Genomic DNA, 20812 nt, shown 5'->3' with positions numbered 1-20812 from the left:
TTCTCTCCTTCAATCATTACGCTGGACCGCTAAATACAATATATACCATGATCAAGCCGCCGATAATCATACAAGCGTATGCTAACAGAGCGGAGATAGCTTTTAAAACAACATTTTTAAATTTATAACGGCTTACATAGATAGCAAAAACAGAGAAAATCATTAACCCCATACCCGCAAAGGAAATCCACATATTCATCATGGCTGCTGACATCTTCCACTGCCCCTTTCCTTGATCAATCGGTGTATCGAGAGTCATACATCAGAGTAAGACTCGGCAACCGCTCTTCTTGTCGTCATGATTATAACATAACAACTGGACAATTGGGCAACCTAACCACATAAAAAGAGCTAAAGCAGCTTTTACTGCTTTAGCTTAACGGCCATCAATTTATTAAGTGCTGGCTTATTCACTTTCATTATATGACTATACTGCAAGCTTTGATTATTTCAAACGCCCTTTCCTCTCAGATCTCCTGTTGTCGATCCATAATGTGGACTAGGCTTTCCATTTCATTTGTCTTCATACGGGCCATTAATTCATCTACAGCCACTTTCGGGTCCTTTTCTTCAAATAAAATCCCATATAACGCTTCCGTAATCGGCATCTCTACGCCATACTTAACAGAAAGCTGACGGGCTGCCCTCGTTGTGCGTACGCCTTCAACAACCATTCCCATATTATCAAGAACGTCTTGCAGCTTCTGGCCTTTTCCAAGCATATTACCCGCACGCCAATTTCGTGAATGAACACTTGTGCACGTCACAATTAAATCGCCAATTCCCGTTAAACCGGAAAAGGTGAGCGGATCGGCTCCCATTTTTGTTCCTAGGCGGGCAATTTCCGCAAGGCCCCTTGTGATTAAAGCTGCCTTTGCATTGTCTCCGTAGCCAAGGCCGTCAGATATACCCGCTGCCAGCGCGATGATATTTTTTAAAGCTCCTCCGATTTCCACTCCGACTACATCTGGATTCGTGTAAACGCGAAAATGCTGATTCATAAAAATATCTTGGATTCCTTCTGCCGCTTTCATATTCTCAGAGGAAACTGTCACAGTCGTCGGGTGACGAAGACTCACTTCCTCCGCATGGCTTGGCCCAGAGAGAACAACAATATCTTTACAGAGCTCTTCAGGCAGCTCTTCTCTAATCATTTCTGATATGCGCATAAGGGTGTCAGGCTCAATCCCTTTGCTAACATGGACAACAGTAAAAGGTTCTGTCCGGATATTTTTGATCGACTGGAGCACCTCGCGAATAGCTTTTGTTGGCACAGCCAACACAACGACATCCAATCCGCTTAATACGTCCTTTATCGAACTAAACGCAAGGATGTTTTTAGGTAACTCGACATCAGGTAAATATTGATGATTGGTATGTTTTCCATTAATTTCTTCTACACGTTTCTCATTTTGGGTCCACAGGCGAACTTCATGACCATTATCAGCCAAGACGATGGCTAGTGCCGTTCCCCAGCTGCCTGCGCCAACCACTGCAATGCTCTCTTTGTTTTTCATGGATACTCACCAGCTTTTCCTTATTTTCGGGCACGTGAAAGAATGCGTATCGGCGTCCCTTCAAAGCCAAACGCTTCACGGATACGATTTTGCAAAAAGCGCTCATAAGAGAAATGCATAAGCTCTGGCTCATTCACAAAAACAACAAATGTTGGCGGCTTAACGGCTACCTGTGTTGCATAGTAAATTCTCAAGCGCTTGCCTTTATCAGTCGGTGTCGGATTCATTGCAACTGCATCCATCACAACATCATTTAAGACGCTGGATTGAACGCGCATAGAATGACTTTCGCTTACCTGATTAATAACTGGCAGCAACGTATGCACCCGCTTCTTTGTCTTAGCAGAAAGGAAAACAATCGGTGCATAGTCAAGGAATAAAAAGTGGCTACGAATTTTTTCCTCGAATGCTTTCATTGTTTTTTCATCTTTTTCAATAGCATCCCACTTATTGACGACAATAATGACAGCTCGTCCAGCTTCATGAGCGTAGCCCGCAATATGCTTATCCTGTTCTCTTATGCCTTCTTCAGCATTTAAAACGACGAGGACGACATCGGATCGTTCGATGGCACGGAGCGCCCGAAGCACACTGTATTTTTCGGTTGTTTCGTAAATCTTCCCTTTTTTACGCATGCCGGCTGTATCAATAATCACATATTCTTGGCCCTCATACATATAAGGGGAGTCAATGGCATCTCTCGTTGTGCCGGCGATGTCACTGACAATGACACGTTCTTCTCCAAGCAGCGCGTTCACCAACGAAGATTTGCCGACATTCGGGCGGCCAATTAAAGAAAATTTGATAACATCCTCATCATACTCTTCTTCATCCGCATTTGGAAAATGGCTGACAACAGCGTCCAGCATATCCCCAAGGCCAATACCGTGAGCTCCTGAAATCGGGAACGGTTCACCAAAGCCTAAAGCATAAAAATCATAAATTTGGCTTCTCATTTCCGGATTATCTACTTTATTAACAGCTAAAACGATTGGCTTTTTGGACCGGTATAATATTTTAGCTACTTCTTCATCTGCCGTTGTCACTCCTTCACGGCCGCTCGTTAAGAAAATGATGACATCTGCTTCTTCAATGGCGATTTCCGCTTGTTGGCGTATTTGTTCTAAAAATGGTTCATCGCCAATGTCAATTCCACCTGTATCAATGATATTAAACTCATTATTTAGCCATTCACCTGTACTATATATGCGATCTCTCGTCACGCCCGGTACATCTTCAACAATTGAAATTCTCTCACCGACGATCCGGTTAAAAATAGTTGATTTTCCAACGTTCGGGCGACCGACAATCGCCACAACTGGTTTCACCATTTGGTTCACCCTTTCTATACCTACATTCTATCTCATTTTTAGCTTTTCCATCCGTAAAAATAAAACCCTTCTGACAGGAGAAGGGCTTTTTCTGAACTCGTTCATTTTATCAATATTCCTAGTACCAAGCAACTATAATCATTTGTTTTCCGAAATAACCGCTGCTTGTGAACGGGTGATGTCCCTATCTTTGAGCCAATGCAGCCGGATCACATCCGCGGATATGAAGCCAGTGGAACGTCTCTCCGCTAAGGATGAGAGGCACTTTATGGAGATCTGTCACTTTCTTTGCTCCTACCGCACACATAATCAGCTTAAGGTCCTCGTGCAGGGAAGATAGCTCCGCTGCCAACGCCTCCGCGCCGCTTTCCATCAATACACTAAGCAGCGAACCGGCCATCCCAGCCGCTGCTGCCCCAAGTGCAAGCGATTTGGCGACATCCAGGCTGTTCTGCAGCCCTCCAGATGCGATCACGTCCAACTGATCAACAGCTGTTTTACATTCAACAATGGCTGCGGCTGTTGGAATTCCCCAGCTATTGAAATAATCCAGTCTCTTCGTACGGCGTTTATTTTCTACAGCAGCAAAGTTGGTACCGCCGAATCCGCTTACATCAACAGCAGCAACAGGCAAGGCAGCCAACTTCTTTATAGCCTCTCGACCTAACCCAAAGCCTGTTTCTTTTACGATGACTGGGACAGGCAACTTATCAGCTATTAACCCAATCCTCTCAAGCGCCCCCTTAAAGCTTCTATCACCCTCCGGCATGGTTAGCTCTTGAATGACATTTAAGTGGATTTGCAAAGCATTCGCTTCAACCATTTCGACCGCTGCTTCAGCCTGTTCTACAGTTGCCTCGCTGCCTAAATTAGCCAAAATAATCCCGTCTCTGTAAAGCCTGCGAACAACTTTAAATGATCGCCGTTCCTCCGGGTTTTTTAAAGCCGACATTTGGGAACCGACCGCCATCGCCACTCCCGCTTCTTTTGCCGCTAGAGCCAGCTCGCCGTTAATTCTCTCTGTTTCTCTTCCGCCACCGCCTGTCATGGCATTGATAAAAATTGGCGAACCTAGTGAAAGTCCGCCAATTTCCGTTTGGATGGATATTTCCTCAAGCGCGGTATCGGGAAGACTTTGATGAACAAACGTTATATCATCAAGCCCCGTCCGTCTATTTTGCCCTGTAGAAAGCGCATATTGAATATGATCTCGTTTTCTTTGTGCCCTCGTCACTATTTATCACCGTTTTCTTATGCTATGCGTTCAAAAAGAAGAACGGATCTATATCAAACAGATCCGAACTTCGTGTAGTGCTTATTCTTCTCGTTTTAATCCTTTTAATTGATCCCCAATCATTTCGCCAAGCTGGAATCCAGTATTTTCTTCCGGCATCGTATAAGATTCTGTTTCTTGGCGGGATGGTTCTTCATCAAATGGTTTCATCGTCAATGATAGACGATTTTCTTCTTCGTTCACATCAAGGACTTTTACTTTTACTTCTTGACCCTCTTTTAATACTTCATGAGGAGTACCGATATGTCTGTTAGAAATTTGCGAAATGTGAACTAACCCTTCTACTCCTGGGAAAACTTCTACGAATGCGCCATAAGAAACTAGACGCTTAACAGTTCCTGTTAACTCAGCTCCAACAGGGGCTTTCTCAGAAATATTTGTCCAAGGTCCTGGAAGCGTTTCTTTAATGGATAAAGAAATTCTTTCACTGTCTCGGTCAACAGATAATACTTTCACCTTTACTTCTTGGCCTTCTTGGATAACATCAGACGGCTTTTCAACGTGCTCATGTGACAACTGTGAGATGTGCACGAGTCCATCTACGCCGCCAATATCAACGAACGCCCCGAAATCTGTTAGACGCTGTACTTTCCCTTCAAGGACATCTCCTGCCTGAATTTCAGAAAGCACTTTCTTTTTGTTTTCTGATTTTTGCATATCAATCACAGCTCGATGGGATAAGATCAAGCGGTTCTTTTCCTGATCAAGTTCAACAATTTTAAAGCTCATTGTTTTTCCTTTGTAATCTTCAAAGTCTTCAACGTAGTGATCTTCCACTAACGAAGCAGGAATAAATCCGCGAATGCCAAGATCTACAACGAGTCCGCCTTTTACTACTTCTTTTACTTCAGCTTCAAACACTTCACCATTCTCGAAGCGCTTTTGCATTTCTTCCCAAGCTTTTTCTGCATCTGCTTTTCGTTTGGAAAGAACATAAAGATCGTCTTCTTCTTTTGTTATTTGGAGTTCGAGTTTGTCTCCCTCTTTCACAACATCGGTTGCTTTTTCTACATGGAGGCTGGAAAGTTCACTGATTGGAATAATACCATCTTTTTTGCTTCCTTCAATTTCAACTTGGACTTGTTTTTCTTCCACTTTTACCACAGTTGCTTGTACTTTATCGCCCACTGCGTAATTGTTCACTTCTACTTGATTCATGTCCTCTGTCATATGTACTCCTCCTTAATACAGAACTACTTACATTTATTTGATAAAATATTCTTTCTACTAACTTCTAACAATTGACCGCATTTGTCAAGCAGTAAGCTTTTATTGTGATTCCTCTTTTAAGCGACGGATATGAGACATAATGACGGCTGTTGTTTCTTCAGCACTTGCTTTGCGGCCGCGCAGCTCTTCCATATCAATCGGAGGACCGTATACTACTTTCACCTTCCGAAATGCTTTATAGGGGCCAATGATGGCACATGGCACAACATGGGCATCTGTGCGCAAAGCAAAGAATCCTGCCCCTGCCATTCCTTCGCCGATTTCACCTGTTTTAGAACGGGTGCCTTCCGGAAAAAGCCCGAGCACTTTGCCTTCTTTTAAAAATTTAATCCCTTTTCGAAGAGCTTCTCTATCACTCGCTCCTCTTTTAACGGGAAATGCATTCAAGTTAGCTAACATTTTCCCGAAAACGGGAATTTTAAACAACTCTTCTTTTGCCATAAATAAAATAGGTCTTGGAGCGGTAATACCTACTAATGGAGGATCAAGATTATCAATATGATTGCTGCATAGAAGGACACCGCCTTCTTTCGGAAAATGCTCCCGTCCACGTACTTCTACACGATAAAGGGGCATTAATACCGATTTTACGACTGATCTAGCAATTGTATAAAATGTTACCATGCTTGTTCCCTTTCTTTTACAATAGAAATAATTTTATCGACAACATCCATAATGGATAAAGAAGTCGTATCTAGTTCTACTGCATCTTCCGCTTTTTTTAGCGGAGCGGCTTCTCGTTCTGAATCCATTTTATCGCGAAGAATAATCTCTTCTTTTAATTTCTCTATATCTGACGAAAACCCTTTAGAAATGTTTTCCAAATGTCTTCTTTTCGCTCGCTCTTCTACACTTGCCTTAAGAAAAATCTTCACCTCGGCATCAGGAAGGACGTGGGTACCGATATCACGTCCATCCATGACGACTCCCCCCTTTTCAGCAAACAGCTGCTGGCGCTTGACCATCTCTTGGCGAACAGGCGCATGTTTGGCGACAAAGGAAACGACATTTGTTACTTCGTTTGTTCTAATTTCGTTTGTCACATCTTGATCATTTATAAAGACGAGCTGGCCGGCTTTTCCTGGTCTTAAATCAATAACTGATTTACGGAGCAGCTCTAACAGCTTTTCTGCATCTTCTAAATTAGTATCTGTTTGAAGAGCTTTGTATGTCAGAGCTCGATACATGGCACCTGTATCAATATAAATATAGGATAGCTTTTCAGCGATAATTTTTGCTACGGTACTTTTCCCTGCGGCAGCCGGGCCGTCAATGGCTATTTGAATTTGTTTTTTCATAACGTCCACCTTCTAAACATTTTTTCTCCTTATTCTATCATATGGAGAGAGATTATTTCTGCAAAAAAAAGCCTGCCGACTGGCAGGTGGTCATTGAATTAATCCTTTTCTTTTCATAATGAGCTGGCGTTCAAAACAGAAGCGAAGTAAAATCTGCTGGTCCGTCTGCCGTATGTCTATGAACTCAACCGAGGCAATAACCCGATCTTTATGATCTGTGCGTACTCGTACAATAGACACAGGTATTTCAAAATAATAACGCTCACCGGATTGCATCGGAATAGAAAGATATACTCTTCCTCTATTTCCACTTTCGGCCTCTATTCCTGTTGGCAGAGCTACGGCAATCCCTCCAGCACTAATATCCTCCGTCGCAGCTGTAAAAGGGGGAGTATTGTCCAAGTGAACAGCTATATCAACCGGTGTAGGAACCCGGACGAATTTCCGCCTTTGAATGCGCTCATACTTCTCTGGACCTGGATCATGGAGGATTAAAAGTGGAATCTCCCTTTTCGTCCGGCCTTTTATTTCAGTATTAAACGTGTAAACAGCTGAAGAATATTTTGGATCAATGAATTCAGCCGAGAGCTGTGTACCATCCACGAAAAAAGTAGAGCGATTCGTGCTAATATTCACCGGGTAATCAATGAGTACCTCTCCCTCATCGATATCCGCTACTCGGCAGCGATAATGCTCTTGTTGACCTTCCTCATCTGTAGAAACAAGCAGTAAATACATCCCCGTCTCAATCATTGTTATCACTCACCTAATTCCTTCTCCCTAGCGGGGGCTTACATTCATTCTTTCTTCGAATTATAGTAGGTGAGTAGTAAAAAAGCAATGAACGATCACTCTAATTGGAACTTTTATAACAGGTTGTCATAAACTGGTTCTGCTTGATTCATTCGTTCCACTTGCTCCTCTGTTCCGTCTTTTGCATTAATTAAAATGCGATAGGTTTCCTCACCCAGAGTGCCTAAAAACTCATAGCACAGCACTTCCTGATTAAGTTCATTTGTAACAACAGCAAGTCGCTTTTCCTGTATGCGGACTCTTGGGTTAATAAATTTTTCTGCTTCCTTCTCTGTTAATACAGGCTTTTCCAATTTTCTCTCGTGATGGTTCTCTAAATATTCGTTCGCTGCTACCCCAACAACTTGCCCATTATCCAAAGCTACTTTTACTTTCACGGCATCTGGGTAAATTCGAACCTTATCCTGCTGGCCAACAAAAGTGAAGACACCAACATTGTCATATTGCGTACTATCATAAAGCACCAGATCCTTCATTTTGTGCCGCTCTAAGAAAGCGGCAGCCTTGTTGTTTGCTTCATTTAAACTAATTTTTTGCTCCCCCACTTCTCTATTTACGATATACCAAAGCGGATAGCCGCCTTTTCTAGTGATATCGATATTCGCTTCCTCACCTTTGTTATTTCTCATGTAGACACTGTAAAAAGAAAAGTCAGATCCTTTCCCGCTTTTCGTTACCTTGACATCGTTTACCTGCTTCATCTGAATGTAGGATTTTGCTCTTTCTTTCGCTTCTCTTTTCGTGATTGGCGCTGCTTTACTATCCTTCAAATGATTTACATCCAGCTCATTTGTGTCACCGGGAAGTGTACTAGCATTCGTTTCACTGTAGCCTTCTGCTTTTTTCTCTACTGTTTTGAATCCATCGATGATAGTATTATCGTCTCCTTCTTTTTCAGAAGCTAAAGCCATTTCTACGTCCATCCATCTTAAGTTATTTTTTAGTGTCATATGCTGAACTTTTCTCAATTCACCTTGAATATCAGCTGACTGGTTATATAGATTTTTTAAGTGATTATATTCCTTATCGGTAAGCGGTTCTTTCTCTAAATCTCTAACAGCCGCTTTATAACTAAACTCACCCATATTGCCGAGAAATTCTTCTGTTTTATTGAATGGCAAGAGGGTCAGCGGCAGCTGGCCAACGTCACTTTGTGCTTCCGATGTAAGCCGCCAGACATCAGCAAGCGCCGGCGAAAGCGACTTACGAGAGTTCATAGCTAAAGTAGCCCCGATTTGATCATGGATCCGGTCTATTCCAAAGGTTAAATCATGAAAAGCGCGTTGGTAGCTGTTTTCAGCATTGATTAAAATAGCATTCTTTTCTTTATGCTCTTGATAACCCCAGACACCAGCACCAACAGCGGCCAGCGATAATACAGCAATCATTAATCCACGCAGCATCGTAATCCCCCCTTTTATTCACAGAAAATATGCTTTCCGATTTTTTTAATTTGCGGTCTCGTCCAAATCCATGCACTTGTTGCTGTATCAGGATTAAAATAATACAAAGCATTCCCCGTCGGATCCCAGCCGTTAATGGCATCTAATACCGCACGCTTTGATGTTTCGTTCGGCGTAAGCCAAATTTGTCCATCTGCAACAGCAGTGAAGGCGCGAGGCTCAAAAATAACACCAGATACGGTGTTGGGGAAGCTTTGGCTTTCTAATCGATTTAAAATAACTGCCGCTACGGCTACTTGCCCTTCGTATGGTTCTCCGCGCGCTTCTCCATGGACTGCATTGGCCATTAACTGGATATCATTCTGCGAAAAACCAGGCGGTGTGCTTTGAGCTATCGGCTTATTCTTTGAGGTTCCTTTTCCGTAGTAAGTAAAGGAACCGCCTTTATTAATTTGTGATTTTACATATGCTTCATCATACTTTGATGCCTTTACAAGTTTATTCTTTGTTGAGGCACCAACAAGACCATCAATTGGCAGTCCAAAAGCCTCTTGAAAGTTGCGGACCGCCCAGTAAGTTCCCCAGCCATATACACCGTCGATTTTTCCTTTGTAATAACCGATGTATTGAAGCCTCGCTTGCAGTTCAATAACATCATCCCCTGAAGCTCCTTTTTGGATGACCTGTCCGGAAAATGCACGCGAAGTTTCCGGCATAATAAATAAGCTGCCGGTGAAGAGACTAATAGCAAACGAAATCATGACCGCTGTTTGTTTCATATTAGAACGAATTCTCATCTTTTTTTGCCCTCCATCTCATCGATGATGTGTACGGGTATTTTTTGCAAGGTGCATATTTTTATACAAAAAAAGAAGCCCTTTTCAATTAAGAGCTTCTATCCCGAACGATTCGAAGATGATGTTGGTCCGTCAATCTATGGGCTTGCTTCACCTTCTTCAAGGCTAACCACCAAAGAAATAACATAAAAGGGATCATATAATAAAGCCAAACCGATTCAATAAATAAAATATAATCGTATAATCCATGCAGCAAAAATGGACTGAGAAGAGAAAGCCATAACCATTTGTTTCTCTTCCCATCTTGGCTGAATTTAGCCTTTCCCAAATAAAATCCCATTAGCACCCCAAAAAGTGCATGGCTTGAAACTGGAAGCAATGCCCGAAAAAAAGCATGTTCTACCCCGTAAGCCAATAAGTAGAGAATATTTTCCGCTGTCGCAAAACCAAGCGACACACTCGTCCCATACACAATGCCATCATACGGCTCATCAAAGTCCATATGCTGATAAATTAAATAAAATAAGATAAACCATTTCACGAACTCTTCAAACAGCCCGCTCGTTAAAAAAGCAGTAGCCGCATTAGAAAGAGCGATTCCCTCTTCTGCTATCACATACTGAATGAACATGACCGGAAAAGTAAGCAGCACCCCGTAAATAAACGCTTTCGCTACCGTTGCTACCGGTTCTGTTTCATATTGATCACGCAAATAAAAATAACATAAAAGCGCCAGTCCAGGAGCCACACCTGCCGAAAAAACCGCCAGCATTCGTTTAGCCTCTTTTCTTTCGGTTTTCTTCATCGTATCATTATTAAAAAGGATTGAACATAGATAATCCAAATTTGTACATTGGAGGTTTTTCTTTTGTTGAAAAAACGAATATTCGTTATCCATACAGGCGGTACTATTTCGATGCAGGAAGACAAGCAATCAGGGGCAGTGAAGCCAACCGATAAAAATCCTCTCGTTTCATTTGACCATTTATTCGATGAGGTGGCGACAATTGTTTCTGCCGAACCATTTCATCTTCCTTCTCCACACATTACTCCGAAAGAGATGCTTGAACTTAAAAATTTAATTGAGCAGACACTTCAGAAAAAACCATTTGATGGGGTCGTCATCACGCATGGGACAGACACGCTGGAAGAGACCGCTTATTTTCTCGATTTAACCCTGACAACGGATGTTCCGGTAGTTGTAACAGGTGCTATGCGCTCTAGCAATGAAATCGGAGCAGACGGGCTTTATAATTTAATTTCATCTGTCCGTGTAGCAGCCTGCAGCGAGGCTAAGGGCAAAGGGGTGATGGTCGTTTTGAATGATGAGATTCACTCAGCTGATAACGTCACAAAGACGCATACCAGCAATATTTCAACCTTCCAAAGTCCTCAATACGGGCCGATCGGGATTATTACAAAAAGAAAGGTTCTTTTTCATCACGAGCCGGCCATTCGCCGGAAAATTCCTGTCGCTGCAGTCGATAAGCGAGTAGCGTTAATAAAAGCATACGCCGGCATGGACTCTTATTTGCTGTCCGCTTTGAAAGAACTCCATTACGACGGAGTGGTGATCGAAGCGCTTGGCCAAGGCAACCTGCCTCCTGCCGCCGTTTCAGCAGTGAAAGAACTGATCAATGAAAAAATCCCTGTTGTACTCGTCTCTCGATGCTTTAACGGCATCGTCCAAGACATATACGGATATGAAGGCGGCGGCAAACAATTGAAAGAGCTGGGGGTTATCTTCTCCAATGGATTAAATGGGCAAAAAGCACGCTTAAAGCTGCTCATCGCTTTAGGGTCTGAACAAGCCTCCATAAATCTTGAAGCGTTATTTGAATCATAAAAAACGGGCAAACGCTGCCCGTTTTTTACATACAGTCATTAAGCCTCCAAAGCTAGACTTCCATAAGAACCATCACTTATTGTTCTGGCTTATCCTTTATGTCTTCTCTCTCTGCAATAGCGGTGGCAATTTCACCGCCATGAAAACGACCGTTTTCAATAAAAATTTCGTTAGCGTTATTTCCGGCAGCGATGACTCCAGCGATAAAAATTCCTTTTACGTTCGTTTCTTTTGTTTCTTCATTATAGATAGGGCGGCCTGTTTCTTGATCAATGCCTACACCCATCTCTTTCAAGAAATGATGATCTGGGTGATACCCGGTCATCGCAAAAACAAAGTCATTTTTCAAGCACTTTTCTTCACCATATTGCTGATAAATCACCATGTCTTTTGTGATCTCCATAACCTCCGCGTCGAATTCCATTTTGATTTCCCCATTGCGGACAAGTCCTTCAAATTCAGGGAGAATCCACGGCTTAATACTTTTGGAGTACTCGCTGCCGCGATATAACACCGTCACTCGCGCCCCTGCCTTGTGAAGCTCTAAAGCAGCATCAACAGCTGAGTTCTTGCCGCCGATCACCGCAACGTCTGTATCAAAATAAGGATGAGCTTCTTTAAAATAATGTAATACTTTATCAAGTTCCTCCCCTGGAATATTCATATAGTTCGGGTGATCATAATAACCTGTTGCAATGATGACGTATTTCGCCTCATATGTTTGAGCTGATGTATCAATACGAAACAACCCATCAGACATTTTTTCTACTCTCTCAACGGTTTCAAAACGATGAATCCGAAGATTTTTCATTTTTACAACTTCCCGGTAATACGTTAATGCCTGATTGCGCTTCGGCTTGCGCTCTTCAATAATAAATGGCACATCGCCGATTGCCAGTTTTTCACTTGAGCTGAAAAATGTCTGATGGGTTGGGTATTTGTAAATAGAATTTACGATGTTGCCTTTTTCAATAATAAGCGGATCTTTACCAATTTCCTTTAAAGCAATCGCAGCAGCTAAGCCGCATGGTCCACCGCCGACAATAATACAATCTTCCTTGCGCATAATTCCCACTCCTCGTTATCCGGACAACAAAATTTCCTACTATACTTTGATGATAGGAGAAAATCGTCCGACTTTCAACGGATAGACCTTAAGAGAATTATGCTTTCTTTACAAAGTACTCATAGACTTTCTGCGTTGCCTCTAGCGGGATAACAAGAATGGCATACTCTTTCAGCAGCTCCTCCGAAAGACTGGACATCCAACCGTACTCCAGCAAAGCGGCTTCCAGTGCATCATACTGGCTGTCGAAGTCGAAAGAAAAGCAAAGATAATAGGCATCTTTAAAATAGAAAAGGGAACTTTGTATATCTCTTATCTTTTTCTCATCGTGGACTAATCCAATAATATCTTCAATATCGGCGAATTTAAACGTTAATTCACAACCATATGGATCCTCAGTCTCTGCCGGCACCTCCTCTACTTTGTTCAAAAAATCGAAATGGTCAATCGTTAAGATTAGGACAAGCTCATCACCTGACATGGAATGAACTTCAATCGCAATCATTCCTTCCGTGTCAATATCCAGCTGTTCTTCAATTACATCTAACATTTCATCAAAAATTTCATGCCAGATATAAGAATCCTCCAAAATATGCTTCTTCAAACAACCTTTTTTTCTTAACTCTTCATAAGTAATGGAAAGCATCACCTTATTATCTGATAAACGTTCTATCCTCATAGTTTGCTGCCCCCTGCTTAAGGACCTCTTTTACCACATACTATGAATCAAAACGCAGATGGTGAGTTTGTTATTTGATTTTAGTAAAGGCGCCCGCTTATTCCTTCTTAATTGTGATTAAATGCGTTTCTGCTTTGGCGCCAAGGCGAAGCGGCACACCACTCGTGCCGTATCCATTTGAAACGAGAACTTCCATTTCCCCCTGTCTTTCCCAGCCGCCTTTTTTGTAAGGGCCGAACCCTAAGAAACGGATTTGTCCCCCATGTGTATGACCGCTTAAAAAAAGCGAAACATCATCGGCAGCTGTTAGTTTATTTCGAAAGATCGGATTATGGCTGACTAAAATTTTAAACGCCTCATTTCGTACTTCTTTAAAAGCTGAAGTTTTGCAGCTATTGCCTTTGCTAACATCGTCTACTCCTATTAAATATACGGAGCTGTCATCGGTCACGTCAGCTGATAAACAGAAAGAATCATTCCGCAAAACATGGATGCCTTGCTCTTGAAATAATTTCGAAAGTTCCGCTGAAGGAATTTCATAATCATTATTTCCCCATACGAAAAAAACAGGGGCCACCTGTTTTAGGCTTTCTAGATTACGAGATATTCTTTCGAGCGGTACTCCCTTTTCCGCCAGGTCACCGCCGATTATAACGATATCTGTTCTTCCTTTCACCTGTTCAATAATAGAAGGATGAATAGTCCGACGGTGAATATCCGAAATAAAAAAAATCGTCAATGGCTTTTGCCATGGATAATGCGGAAAAGTAAGCACATCTGCGAGGACTTCATTTCGCTGCGCTTCCCTCCACATAAAAACAACTAAACTAACTAAAAAAAGAAAAGCTATAGCCAAATAAAACATCATTTTTCCCTTCGTTCCTTGAATAGTAATAAAGCAAAATAATAATCAGAATAACAGATTGGACTAAAAAAAGAAATAATATCACCTTTCTTCCCATACATATAAATTGAAGTCTAAAAAAGGAGGAAGGGAATGAACAAACACACCTGGTACAAAACATACCGTCCGTATATCAGTCCAATGGACCCCTGTCCGCCCATAAGAGTAAAGCGATATTCTACCCCGCCCCAACTATACGTCGGATTTCAACCGCCAGGTCTCGAGCAGTTTCCAGCACTTGCTGCACTAAAGGCCGGGACACTATGGAAATGTTTTTATGATCCTTATTATTCAATGAAGGAAATAAAAAAGGGGGAAAGAGAATGAAGCAGCTTCCTCCTGATTATTATAGTGAGCTAGAAGAAATCCAAGCTGCTGATTTTGTCATTGTTGAACTAGCGCTCTACCTTCATACACATCCTAACGACCTTGAGGCAGTGAAGCAATACAATGAATATGTAAAATTAAGCAAAAGTTTAAAGAAAGATTTTGAAAGAAAGTACGGTGCTCTCACCAGCTTTGGCTATAGCTATGCCCGTTGTCCGTTTGATTACAAGGAAGCGCCATGGCCTTGGCAAGTGTAACAAAGATGTCAGCCGAAAGGAGATCACTATGTGGGTATATGAAAAAAAATTACAATATCCAGTACGAGTAAGCACATGCAACCCGACGCTTGCCAAATATTTAATCGAACAATACGGTGGAGCAGATGGAGAGCTGGCTGCCGCTCTGCGCTACTTAAATCAGCGCTACACTATTCCAGATAAGGTCGTTGGCTTATTAACCGACATCGGCACAGAAGAGTTCGCTCACTTGGAAATGATCGCGACAATGGTGTATAAACTAACGAAAGATGCCACGCCTGATCAAATGAAAGCAGCCGGGCTCTCTGGTCATTTCGCCGATCATGATAAGGCACTTTTTTACCATAATGCTGCTGGCGTTCCATGGACAGCCACTTATATTCAGGCAAAAGGAGATCCGATTGCTGATCTTTACGAGGATATTGCCGCAGAGGAAAAAGCACGGGCGACCTACCAATGGCTCATTGATTTAAGTGATGATCCTGACCTTAATGATGGACTCCGCTATTTACGGGAACGGGAAGTCATTCATTCCCAACGCTTCCGTGAAGCTGTTGAAATGTTAAAAGAGGAACGAGACCGCAAAAAAGTTTTTTAATCAGCTAAAAAGCTCCGGAGTCTTACACTCCGGAGCTTTTTGAATTAGAAGCCTGTTGCTGCAGCCCTTTTCCATAATACATTCCCACTAAGAATAACAACCAAAGTGGACCAACATATAAAGCAATTCGTGTATCTGGCGAGAAAGCCATCAACACAATGACCATCGCTAAAAATGCTAAAGAAAGATAGGAACCTATCGGCCAAAATGGAGCAGCAAATTTTAATATTTTTTGTTGTTCAGCAGACAGATTCTTTCTAAACTTCAATTGTGAAAGTAAAATCATCGACCAGGTCCAAATCGCTCCAAATGTAGAAATGCTCGTTACCCACACAAATACTTTTTCCGGGACGAAATAGTTTAGCACAACACCGATTAATAGAACGCCTGCCGATGCAAGAATCGCCCGGGAAGGAACGCCTGATCTACTAATTCTTTTAAAAGAAGACGATGCCTGACCTTGATCGGCCAAGTTAAATAACATTCGTCCTGTACTGAAAATCCCGCTGTTACAACTAGAAAGAGCCGCTGTTAAGACAACGAAGTTGATAATTCCGGCAGCACTCGGAATGCCGATTTTCTCAAACGTTAATACGAATGGGCTTCCTGCTGTGCCGATTTCATTCCACGGGTAGATCGACATAATAACGAATAGTGCCCCAACGTAAAAAACAAGTATCCGCCAAAATACTGTATTGACAGCACGTGAAATCGCTTTCTCTGGATTTTTCACTTCTCCCGCTGTTACACCGAGCATCTCAATTCCAAGATAAGCGAACATCACCATCGTCATCGACATTAAAATTCCCTTTAAGCCATTCGGAGCAAATCCGCCATGTGTCCAAAGATTATGAATACCAGTCGCTACTCCGCCATTTCCAATTCCGAATAAAATGATGGCCAACCCTACGATAATCATTAAAATAATTGCGACAATTTTAATTAAAGCAAACCAAAACTCAAATTCTCCATAAGCCTTCACTGTAATTAAGTTCACTGCAGCCATAATAACTAATGCAGCAAGCGCCCAAATCCAGTTAGGGACACTTGGATACCATAAATGCATGTATACCCCTACCGCTGTAATCTCCGCCATACAAGTAACAATCCACAAAAACCAATAGTTCCAACCAGTAATGTAACCGTAAATGGGCCCTAAATGATCCTGTGCATAACGGCTAAAAGAGCCCGCAACTGGATTTTCAATGGCCATTTCTCCAAGGGACCTCATAATAACAAACATTACAGCGCCAGCTACAATATAAGCTAATAAAATCGCTGGTCCCGCCATTTTTATTGTCGTAGCGGATCCTAAAAATAAACCTACCCCAATACAAGCACCGAGTGACATTAACGTAATATGCCTCTCTTCTAAACCCCTTTTAAGTTTTTGATCCCCCATAAATCCACCTTTCCCCTCTGTCAATTTTAAAATAAAGCGGTTACAGGAGCCTAGTATATCACATTTCGACAATATTCTTCCTTTTTTTCATTTTTCTAAATTCCATGAATAATCCAAAAATCCCTCTACCTGATTTTAAGGCAGAGGGATTTTTAATACTTGACCTACTCGAATTTCATTGCCATTTAAATGATTAGCCTGTCTGATTTTTTCGATACCTGCCTGCGATTTGTAATACATCATTGAAATTCGAAAAACTGTTTCCTGAGGCTTCACGGTATGATAAATAACTTTTCCAGCCGGCTCTTCTTCCTTCTTTGGTACTTCTTCTTTTTTTGTTTCCGTTTGTTTCACTGGCTGAGTTTCTTTTTTCGGTTCTTCCTGCACTGCTTTTGGTTCTTCCTGTATTGGTTTCGCCTTTGGCCTTTCTTGTTCTTTAGGCTGCTCACTCGTCTTTTCAACTGGCACCTCAACTGCTGAGGCTATTGTTTCTTGGGCCGGTTCCGCCGTTTTTTCTTCTATTTGCTCACTATTTTCTTCGACCTCTGATTCATCTTGCTCCTCCTCGTCCTCTGGTACTGCATATACTGGTGTTGAGGAACCAGAGCTTTCTGTCACTACAGTTGTTGAGGAGAGGCCTCGGTCCTTCTCATGCGTGTACCAGAATAATGTGATAAAAGGCAAAGCAATAAAAAAGATGAGCAGCACTTTTAATAATGGATACTTCTTTTGTTTTTTCTCTTCTTTTCTTTCCATTCTTGAGGATGCTGCCTGATCAGGTTGTTCTTCCTGTTCACGCTTCACTCTTTGAATTTCTACACGAGTTTTTTTCGCTAATTCACGGTAAGGGTCTTTCGTCATAATTCATCCCTTCTTTACTGGTTCTTCTTATTTTGTTTACGGCGAATGGCAAGACCAAGTAGGAAATCAATAGTAAAATGCATAACGATGACCACTGCCAGATTGCCTGTCCATTCAAATAACCATCCGATCCCAAAGCTTAAAAGAATTACATTTACCGTTAAATACCATTGCGATAAATATCTCACATGAATAATAGCAAAAAGAATACTTGCCGGAACAAATCCGAAGATGGTCTGAATCATTCCTCTAAAGAAAATTTCTTCAGCAACTGCCACAATACAAGCAATCCAAAAAATTCCGGCAGTTGAGCGGCCGCCAAACAGCCTCTCATTAATCCCGCCATCATCGTAATACTTTTCGGGCAGCTTGTGCATCATATATACATCCATAATAACTACTAAAAGTCCTGCTCCTCCGCCTAGCACGACTATGTCAGCAAAGGACCATTGGAACAGGCGATAAAAGTCTGCTGCATCTTTAAATATAAAAATTCCGATAATGAGGGAAAGTGACAGCAAAAGAAACTGTGTTAAATAAAGGGCATTGAGCACTTCTTTATCAGTCATTTCCCGGATAAGCTCCGCTTGTTTATTTCTTTTCATATTCCTATCCTCATCACCTCTCAATTTGCAGCAAAGAACTTAGTATAGCTTTCCAATTTAGTGCCTCATTCTCCTCTTGATCAAATTGCTTATTATATTTTTCCCAGTTTAAGCCGCATATGTCGCAGCAATCAGCTGGTCGATTTTCTAATTTTTCTTCAAAGTAGCGGAGGATTTCTTTTCGCCGGCATTGCTTTATCCATACCCACCGCAGCATCGTCAACCGTTTTTCTTCTTTCTGTGCTAATCGCTTTTGCCGCTTGCTGATCACATATTCAGCTGGATTTCCTTTTTCTTTTTGCAGAGCTTCTTGAGCATAATGGCGAAGAAACCGGTATTGTATATCAGTCAGCTCCAAGGCAGCTGCCTTCGCCTCCTCAGCCTGATCGCTAGACGACAAATAGCCAATAATTTGGCTATCTGAAGGAAACTCCCCTTCAGCTATAATCGAGTGAAGCTCTTCATCACCCGGCACATACAGCAGAACAGAAAGCGCTTCTCCTCCATCCCTGCCTGCTCTGCCGATCTCTTGTAAATAAGATTCAAGCTGAGCAGGAAGATGATAATGGATGACAAACCGAATGTTGTCCTTATTAACCCCCATTCCAAAAGCACTAGTAGCACAGATCACGTCTAATTCACCACGCAAAAATTGCTGCTGAATTAAAATCCTATCTTCCTGCTCCATTCCGCCATGATAAAACGCTGATTTTCCAATGCCACGCTGCCGCAGCCAATCGGCACCTTCCTCTGTTGCCCGTTTGCTTGAAAAATACACAATTCCCGGTTTTTGAAGCTGGCTAACCAAGTGTAAAAGCCGAGCCTGCTTCTCATTTTGCGATGAAAGATGCTCGACGGCTATCCCGATATTTGGCCGATCAACTGAAAAAATCCATTCCTCCATATGATCTACCTTCAAATACCGGATAATATCCTTTCTTACTTCAGCTGTAGCAGTTGCTGTTAAAGCAAGTGTTAAAGGATTCCCCAGCTTTTCCCTCACCTCGCCTAAAAGACGATAATCAGGGCGGAAGTCATGTCCCCATTGGGAAATACAGTGTGCTTCATCCACAACAAACAGAGAAAGCTGTACCCTGCTCAATGCTTGAATAACCTGTTTGTTCATTAGCATTTCAGGCGACAAAAAGATAAAACGATAATTCGCCAGCCTTCTAATAACCTGTTGCTTTTCTTCAAAAGTCAAAAATGAATTCAAAGCGGCTACTTGTTTTTCTCCGCGCATTTTCAATTGTTCGACCTGATCTTGCATTAATGACAACAGCGGCGAAACGATAAGAACACTTCCTGGCAATAAATAGGCTGGCAGTTGGTAACATAGAGATTTCCCAGTCCCTGTCGGAAGCATAGCCAAAGTATGTCGGCCTGAAAGCAAGGATTGAATCGTTTCTCTTTGGCCGGTTCTAAAAGCAGAGTAGCCAAACCGTTTGAATAAAACTTGATCCATGGTCATCTTCCTTTATTTGCTATATTTCGCAAGCACGAGTCTAATCTGAAAATAGGAGACGTCCGGCAGCTTCTCTTTAATCGGCTTTATTCGTTTATTAGAAAGCACTGCCGCTATGTTAAGCACTTCTTCCTCCATCGCTTCACTGACAAAAGGCCGGATGGAGAAATCCGGATAATGAAATGCCAGCTCTACGATATGATCCTCGACTGTGCTCCGCTTTAAGCGCCGCTTCGCAATGATGTCTTCAATCGTGAAGCCGCTTTGTAACATATCGACTGTTTTTCTTGTCGATTGTGTTAACACAACTGGTTCATAGATATCTTGTATCATGGCGAATAATAGTGGAAAATGTGCGGCATGCTGAATAATATGCTGGATTGCAAAATGCAATAAATTTAAAAAGCGATACCAATATTCAGTGCTTTCTATATTAAGCAGTTCTCCTGCTTGGGCTGTTGTTTTACCGGTCCGCTTTTTACCTGAAAGCCGGAGAACGAGAATAAGCGGATCATCAGCTTGTTGGTCTTTCAGAAGCATTAGCAGTTCTTCATAAAGATGTGCCGCTAACTCTTCTCTAGACGACTGCCTGGCTGCCAAAAATGACTTTAGCCACCTTTGAGTTTGTTCATCTCGAGAGACTGGAAAATAAGTACGATCCCGGTAAAGCAAGTGAGAAGCCACCTGAACAGCTAAAGAGAGCCTTTTCCAAAAAAGGGTTGCGCAATCCTGCAATTTCCAGCCATTTAAGGACGTCAGTGATGGCAATGCTGCAGAGAGAGCCTTCAACTTTTCTTTTCCCAAAACCGTAATATTAACATGGTTTAAAGGATCAAATTCAATAAGCCTATGATCAGCCAGATTATGAATGAAACGCTCAAACGCCTCCCTTTCAAGAAAGGGTGCCGTTTGAAACCATTTGTCTAAGTGATATAGCTTGGCATCCTGTATCGTTTGGGAGGACTTTTTTCCCTTTAACAAATGAAAAACAGCTGAAGAAGTTCTTTGTCCATTTATTTGATCAATCATCATCAATAAAAGTACCTGTAGAAAAGGCATACCTTTCCTCCCTTTTCATACTTTCATCTATTTTACCATGAATTTTGTCAAAATTCCTCG

The 20812-nt window shown here is 42.0% G+C and carries 23 protein-coding genes; 4 read left to right on the top strand and 19 right to left on the bottom strand.

Annotation, left to right across the window (positions count from 1 at the left end; all coding sequences use genetic code 11):
• Nucleotides 1–16 precede the first annotated feature (16 nt).
• The 11 genes from A8F95_RS03365 to prsW all read right to left on the bottom strand — a co-directional run bounded on the left by A8F95_RS03365 (nucleotide 17) and on the right by prsW (nucleotide 10455).
• Nucleotides 17–259, bottom strand: a complete 243-nt coding sequence (locus A8F95_RS03365; protein WP_425414965.1) for a DUF2768 domain-containing protein — start codon at nucleotides 257–259, stop codon at nucleotides 17–19.
• A gap of 208 nt (nucleotides 260–467) precedes the next feature.
• Nucleotides 468–1517 carry an NAD(P)H-dependent glycerol-3-phosphate dehydrogenase gene (locus A8F95_RS03360; protein WP_065409218.1) on the bottom strand — a complete coding sequence of 350 codons (1050 nt, stop codon included), beginning with the start codon at nucleotides 1515–1517 and terminating at the stop codon, nucleotides 468–470.
• A gap of 20 nt (nucleotides 1518–1537) precedes the next feature.
• The gene (gene der / locus A8F95_RS03355; protein WP_065409217.1) at nucleotides 1538–2848 is read right to left on the bottom strand and encodes a ribosome biogenesis GTPase Der; all 1311 of its coding nucleotides are present in this window, start codon (nucleotides 2846–2848) and stop codon (nucleotides 1538–1540) included.
• A 184-nt stretch (nucleotides 2849–3032) separates the two neighbouring features.
• Nucleotides 3033–4082, bottom strand: coding sequence for a type 2 isopentenyl-diphosphate Delta-isomerase (fni, locus tag A8F95_RS03350; protein WP_065409216.1), 1050 nt, complete (start codon nucleotides 4080–4082; stop codon nucleotides 3033–3035).
• 81 nt (nucleotides 4083–4163) lie between these two features.
• Nucleotides 4164–5312, bottom strand: a complete 1149-nt coding sequence (rpsA, locus tag A8F95_RS03345) for a 30S ribosomal protein S1 (RefSeq protein ID WP_065409215.1) — start codon at nucleotides 5310–5312, stop codon at nucleotides 4164–4166.
• A gap of 99 nt (nucleotides 5313–5411) precedes the next feature.
• On the bottom strand, nucleotides 5412–5996 hold the full coding sequence (locus tag A8F95_RS03340; protein ID WP_065409214.1) for a lysophospholipid acyltransferase family protein: 585 nt from the start codon (nucleotides 5994–5996) through the stop codon (nucleotides 5412–5414).
• On the bottom strand, nucleotides 5990–6670 hold the full coding sequence (cmk, locus tag A8F95_RS03335) for a (d)CMP kinase (protein WP_065409213.1): 681 nt from the start codon (nucleotides 6668–6670) through the stop codon (nucleotides 5990–5992). Before cmk ends, A8F95_RS03340 begins: the two co-directional genes overlap by 7 nt.
• 90 nt (nucleotides 6671–6760) lie before the next feature.
• Nucleotides 6761–7423, bottom strand: a complete 663-nt coding sequence (locus A8F95_RS03330) for a flagellar brake protein (protein ID WP_065409212.1) — start codon at nucleotides 7421–7423, stop codon at nucleotides 6761–6763.
• 113 nt (nucleotides 7424–7536) lie between these two features.
• Nucleotides 7537–8886: a germination protein YpeB gene (gene ypeB / locus A8F95_RS03325; protein WP_065409211.1), complete on the bottom strand. Its 1350-nt coding sequence runs from the start codon at nucleotides 8884–8886 to the stop codon at nucleotides 7537–7539.
• A 14-nt stretch (nucleotides 8887–8900) separates the two neighbouring features.
• Entirely contained in the window at nucleotides 8901–9683 is a 783-nt protein-coding gene (sleB, locus tag A8F95_RS03320; RefSeq protein WP_077247185.1) for a spore cortex-lytic enzyme, read from the bottom strand.
• Between the two features lie 88 nt (nucleotides 9684–9771).
• Nucleotides 9772–10455 carry a glutamic-type intramembrane protease PrsW gene (prsW, locus tag A8F95_RS03315; RefSeq protein WP_065409210.1) on the bottom strand — a complete coding sequence of 228 codons (684 nt, stop codon included), beginning with the start codon at nucleotides 10453–10455 and terminating at the stop codon, nucleotides 9772–9774.
• Between the two features lie 99 nt (nucleotides 10456–10554).
• Between prsW and A8F95_RS03310 the strand changes: the two genes are divergently transcribed.
• Complete coding sequence (locus A8F95_RS03310) at nucleotides 10555–11529, top strand: asparaginase (RefSeq protein ID WP_176713623.1); 975 nt, start codon at nucleotides 10555–10557, stop codon at nucleotides 11527–11529.
• A 76-nt stretch (nucleotides 11530–11605) separates the two neighbouring features.
• Here the strand turns inward: A8F95_RS03310 and A8F95_RS03305 are convergent, their stop codons facing one another.
• The 3 genes from A8F95_RS03305 to A8F95_RS03295 form a co-directional block, all read right to left on the bottom strand.
• Nucleotides 11606–12595, bottom strand: a complete 990-nt coding sequence (locus tag A8F95_RS03305) for a YpdA family putative bacillithiol disulfide reductase (protein WP_065409208.1) — start codon at nucleotides 12593–12595, stop codon at nucleotides 11606–11608.
• A gap of 97 nt (nucleotides 12596–12692) precedes the next feature.
• On the bottom strand, nucleotides 12693–13274 hold the full coding sequence (locus A8F95_RS03300; protein ID WP_065409207.1) for an adaptor protein MecA: 582 nt from the start codon (nucleotides 13272–13274) through the stop codon (nucleotides 12693–12695).
• A gap of 97 nt (nucleotides 13275–13371) precedes the next feature.
• Nucleotides 13372–14139 (bottom strand): metallophosphoesterase, encoded by a 768-nt coding sequence (locus tag A8F95_RS03295; RefSeq protein WP_077247184.1) that lies wholly within the window; start codon nucleotides 14137–14139, stop codon nucleotides 13372–13374.
• Nucleotides 14140–14271: 132 nt separating this feature from the next.
• On the opposite strand from A8F95_RS03295, the gene A8F95_RS03290 reads away from it, so the two are divergent.
• Genes A8F95_RS03290 through A8F95_RS03280 form a run of 3 tightly spaced genes read left to right on the top strand, consistent with a single transcriptional unit; the run spans nucleotide 14272 to nucleotide 15360 of the window.
• Nucleotides 14272–14505, top strand: a complete 234-nt coding sequence (locus tag A8F95_RS03290) for a spore coat associated protein CotJA (RefSeq protein ID WP_065409205.1) — start codon at nucleotides 14272–14274, stop codon at nucleotides 14503–14505.
• Nucleotides 14502–14762, top strand: a complete 261-nt coding sequence (locus A8F95_RS03285; protein WP_065409204.1) for a spore coat protein CotJB — start codon at nucleotides 14502–14504, stop codon at nucleotides 14760–14762. The genes A8F95_RS03290 and A8F95_RS03285 overlap by 4 nt, the downstream gene beginning before the upstream one ends.
• A 28-nt stretch (nucleotides 14763–14790) precedes the next feature.
• Nucleotides 14791–15360, top strand: coding sequence for a manganese catalase family protein (locus A8F95_RS03280; protein ID WP_049662941.1), 570 nt, complete (start codon nucleotides 14791–14793; stop codon nucleotides 15358–15360).
• Between the two features lie 22 nt (nucleotides 15361–15382).
• Here the strand turns inward: A8F95_RS03280 and A8F95_RS03275 are convergent, their stop codons facing one another.
• The 5 genes from A8F95_RS03275 to A8F95_RS03255 all read right to left on the bottom strand — a co-directional run bounded on the left by A8F95_RS03275 (nucleotide 15383) and on the right by A8F95_RS03255 (nucleotide 20752).
• On the bottom strand, nucleotides 15383–16762 hold the full coding sequence (locus A8F95_RS03275; RefSeq protein WP_065409203.1) for an amino acid permease: 1380 nt from the start codon (nucleotides 16760–16762) through the stop codon (nucleotides 15383–15385).
• A 135-nt stretch (nucleotides 16763–16897) separates the two neighbouring features.
• Nucleotides 16898–17623, bottom strand: a complete 726-nt coding sequence (locus A8F95_RS03270) for a LysM peptidoglycan-binding domain-containing protein (RefSeq protein ID WP_065409202.1) — start codon at nucleotides 17621–17623, stop codon at nucleotides 16898–16900.
• A 14-nt stretch (nucleotides 17624–17637) separates the two neighbouring features.
• Nucleotides 17638–18228, bottom strand: a complete 591-nt coding sequence (locus A8F95_RS03265) for a CPBP family intramembrane glutamic endopeptidase (protein WP_065409201.1) — start codon at nucleotides 18226–18228, stop codon at nucleotides 17638–17640.
• 13 nt (nucleotides 18229–18241) lie between these two features.
• Nucleotides 18242–19699, bottom strand: coding sequence for a RecQ family ATP-dependent DNA helicase (locus A8F95_RS03260; RefSeq protein WP_065409200.1), 1458 nt, complete (start codon nucleotides 19697–19699; stop codon nucleotides 18242–18244).
• Nucleotides 19700–19705: 6 nt separating this feature from the next.
• Complete coding sequence (locus A8F95_RS03255; RefSeq protein WP_065409199.1) at nucleotides 19706–20752, bottom strand: YpbB family protein; 1047 nt, start codon at nucleotides 20750–20752, stop codon at nucleotides 19706–19708.
• Between the last annotated feature and the right edge of the window lie 60 nt (nucleotides 20753–20812).

Source organism: Pseudobacillus wudalianchiensis (genome assembly GCF_001685015.1).
Classification (GTDB): Bacteria; Bacillota; Bacilli; order Bacillales; family Domibacillaceae; genus Pseudobacillus; species Pseudobacillus wudalianchiensis.
This window is presented reverse-complemented; position numbering and strand designations above follow the sequence as displayed.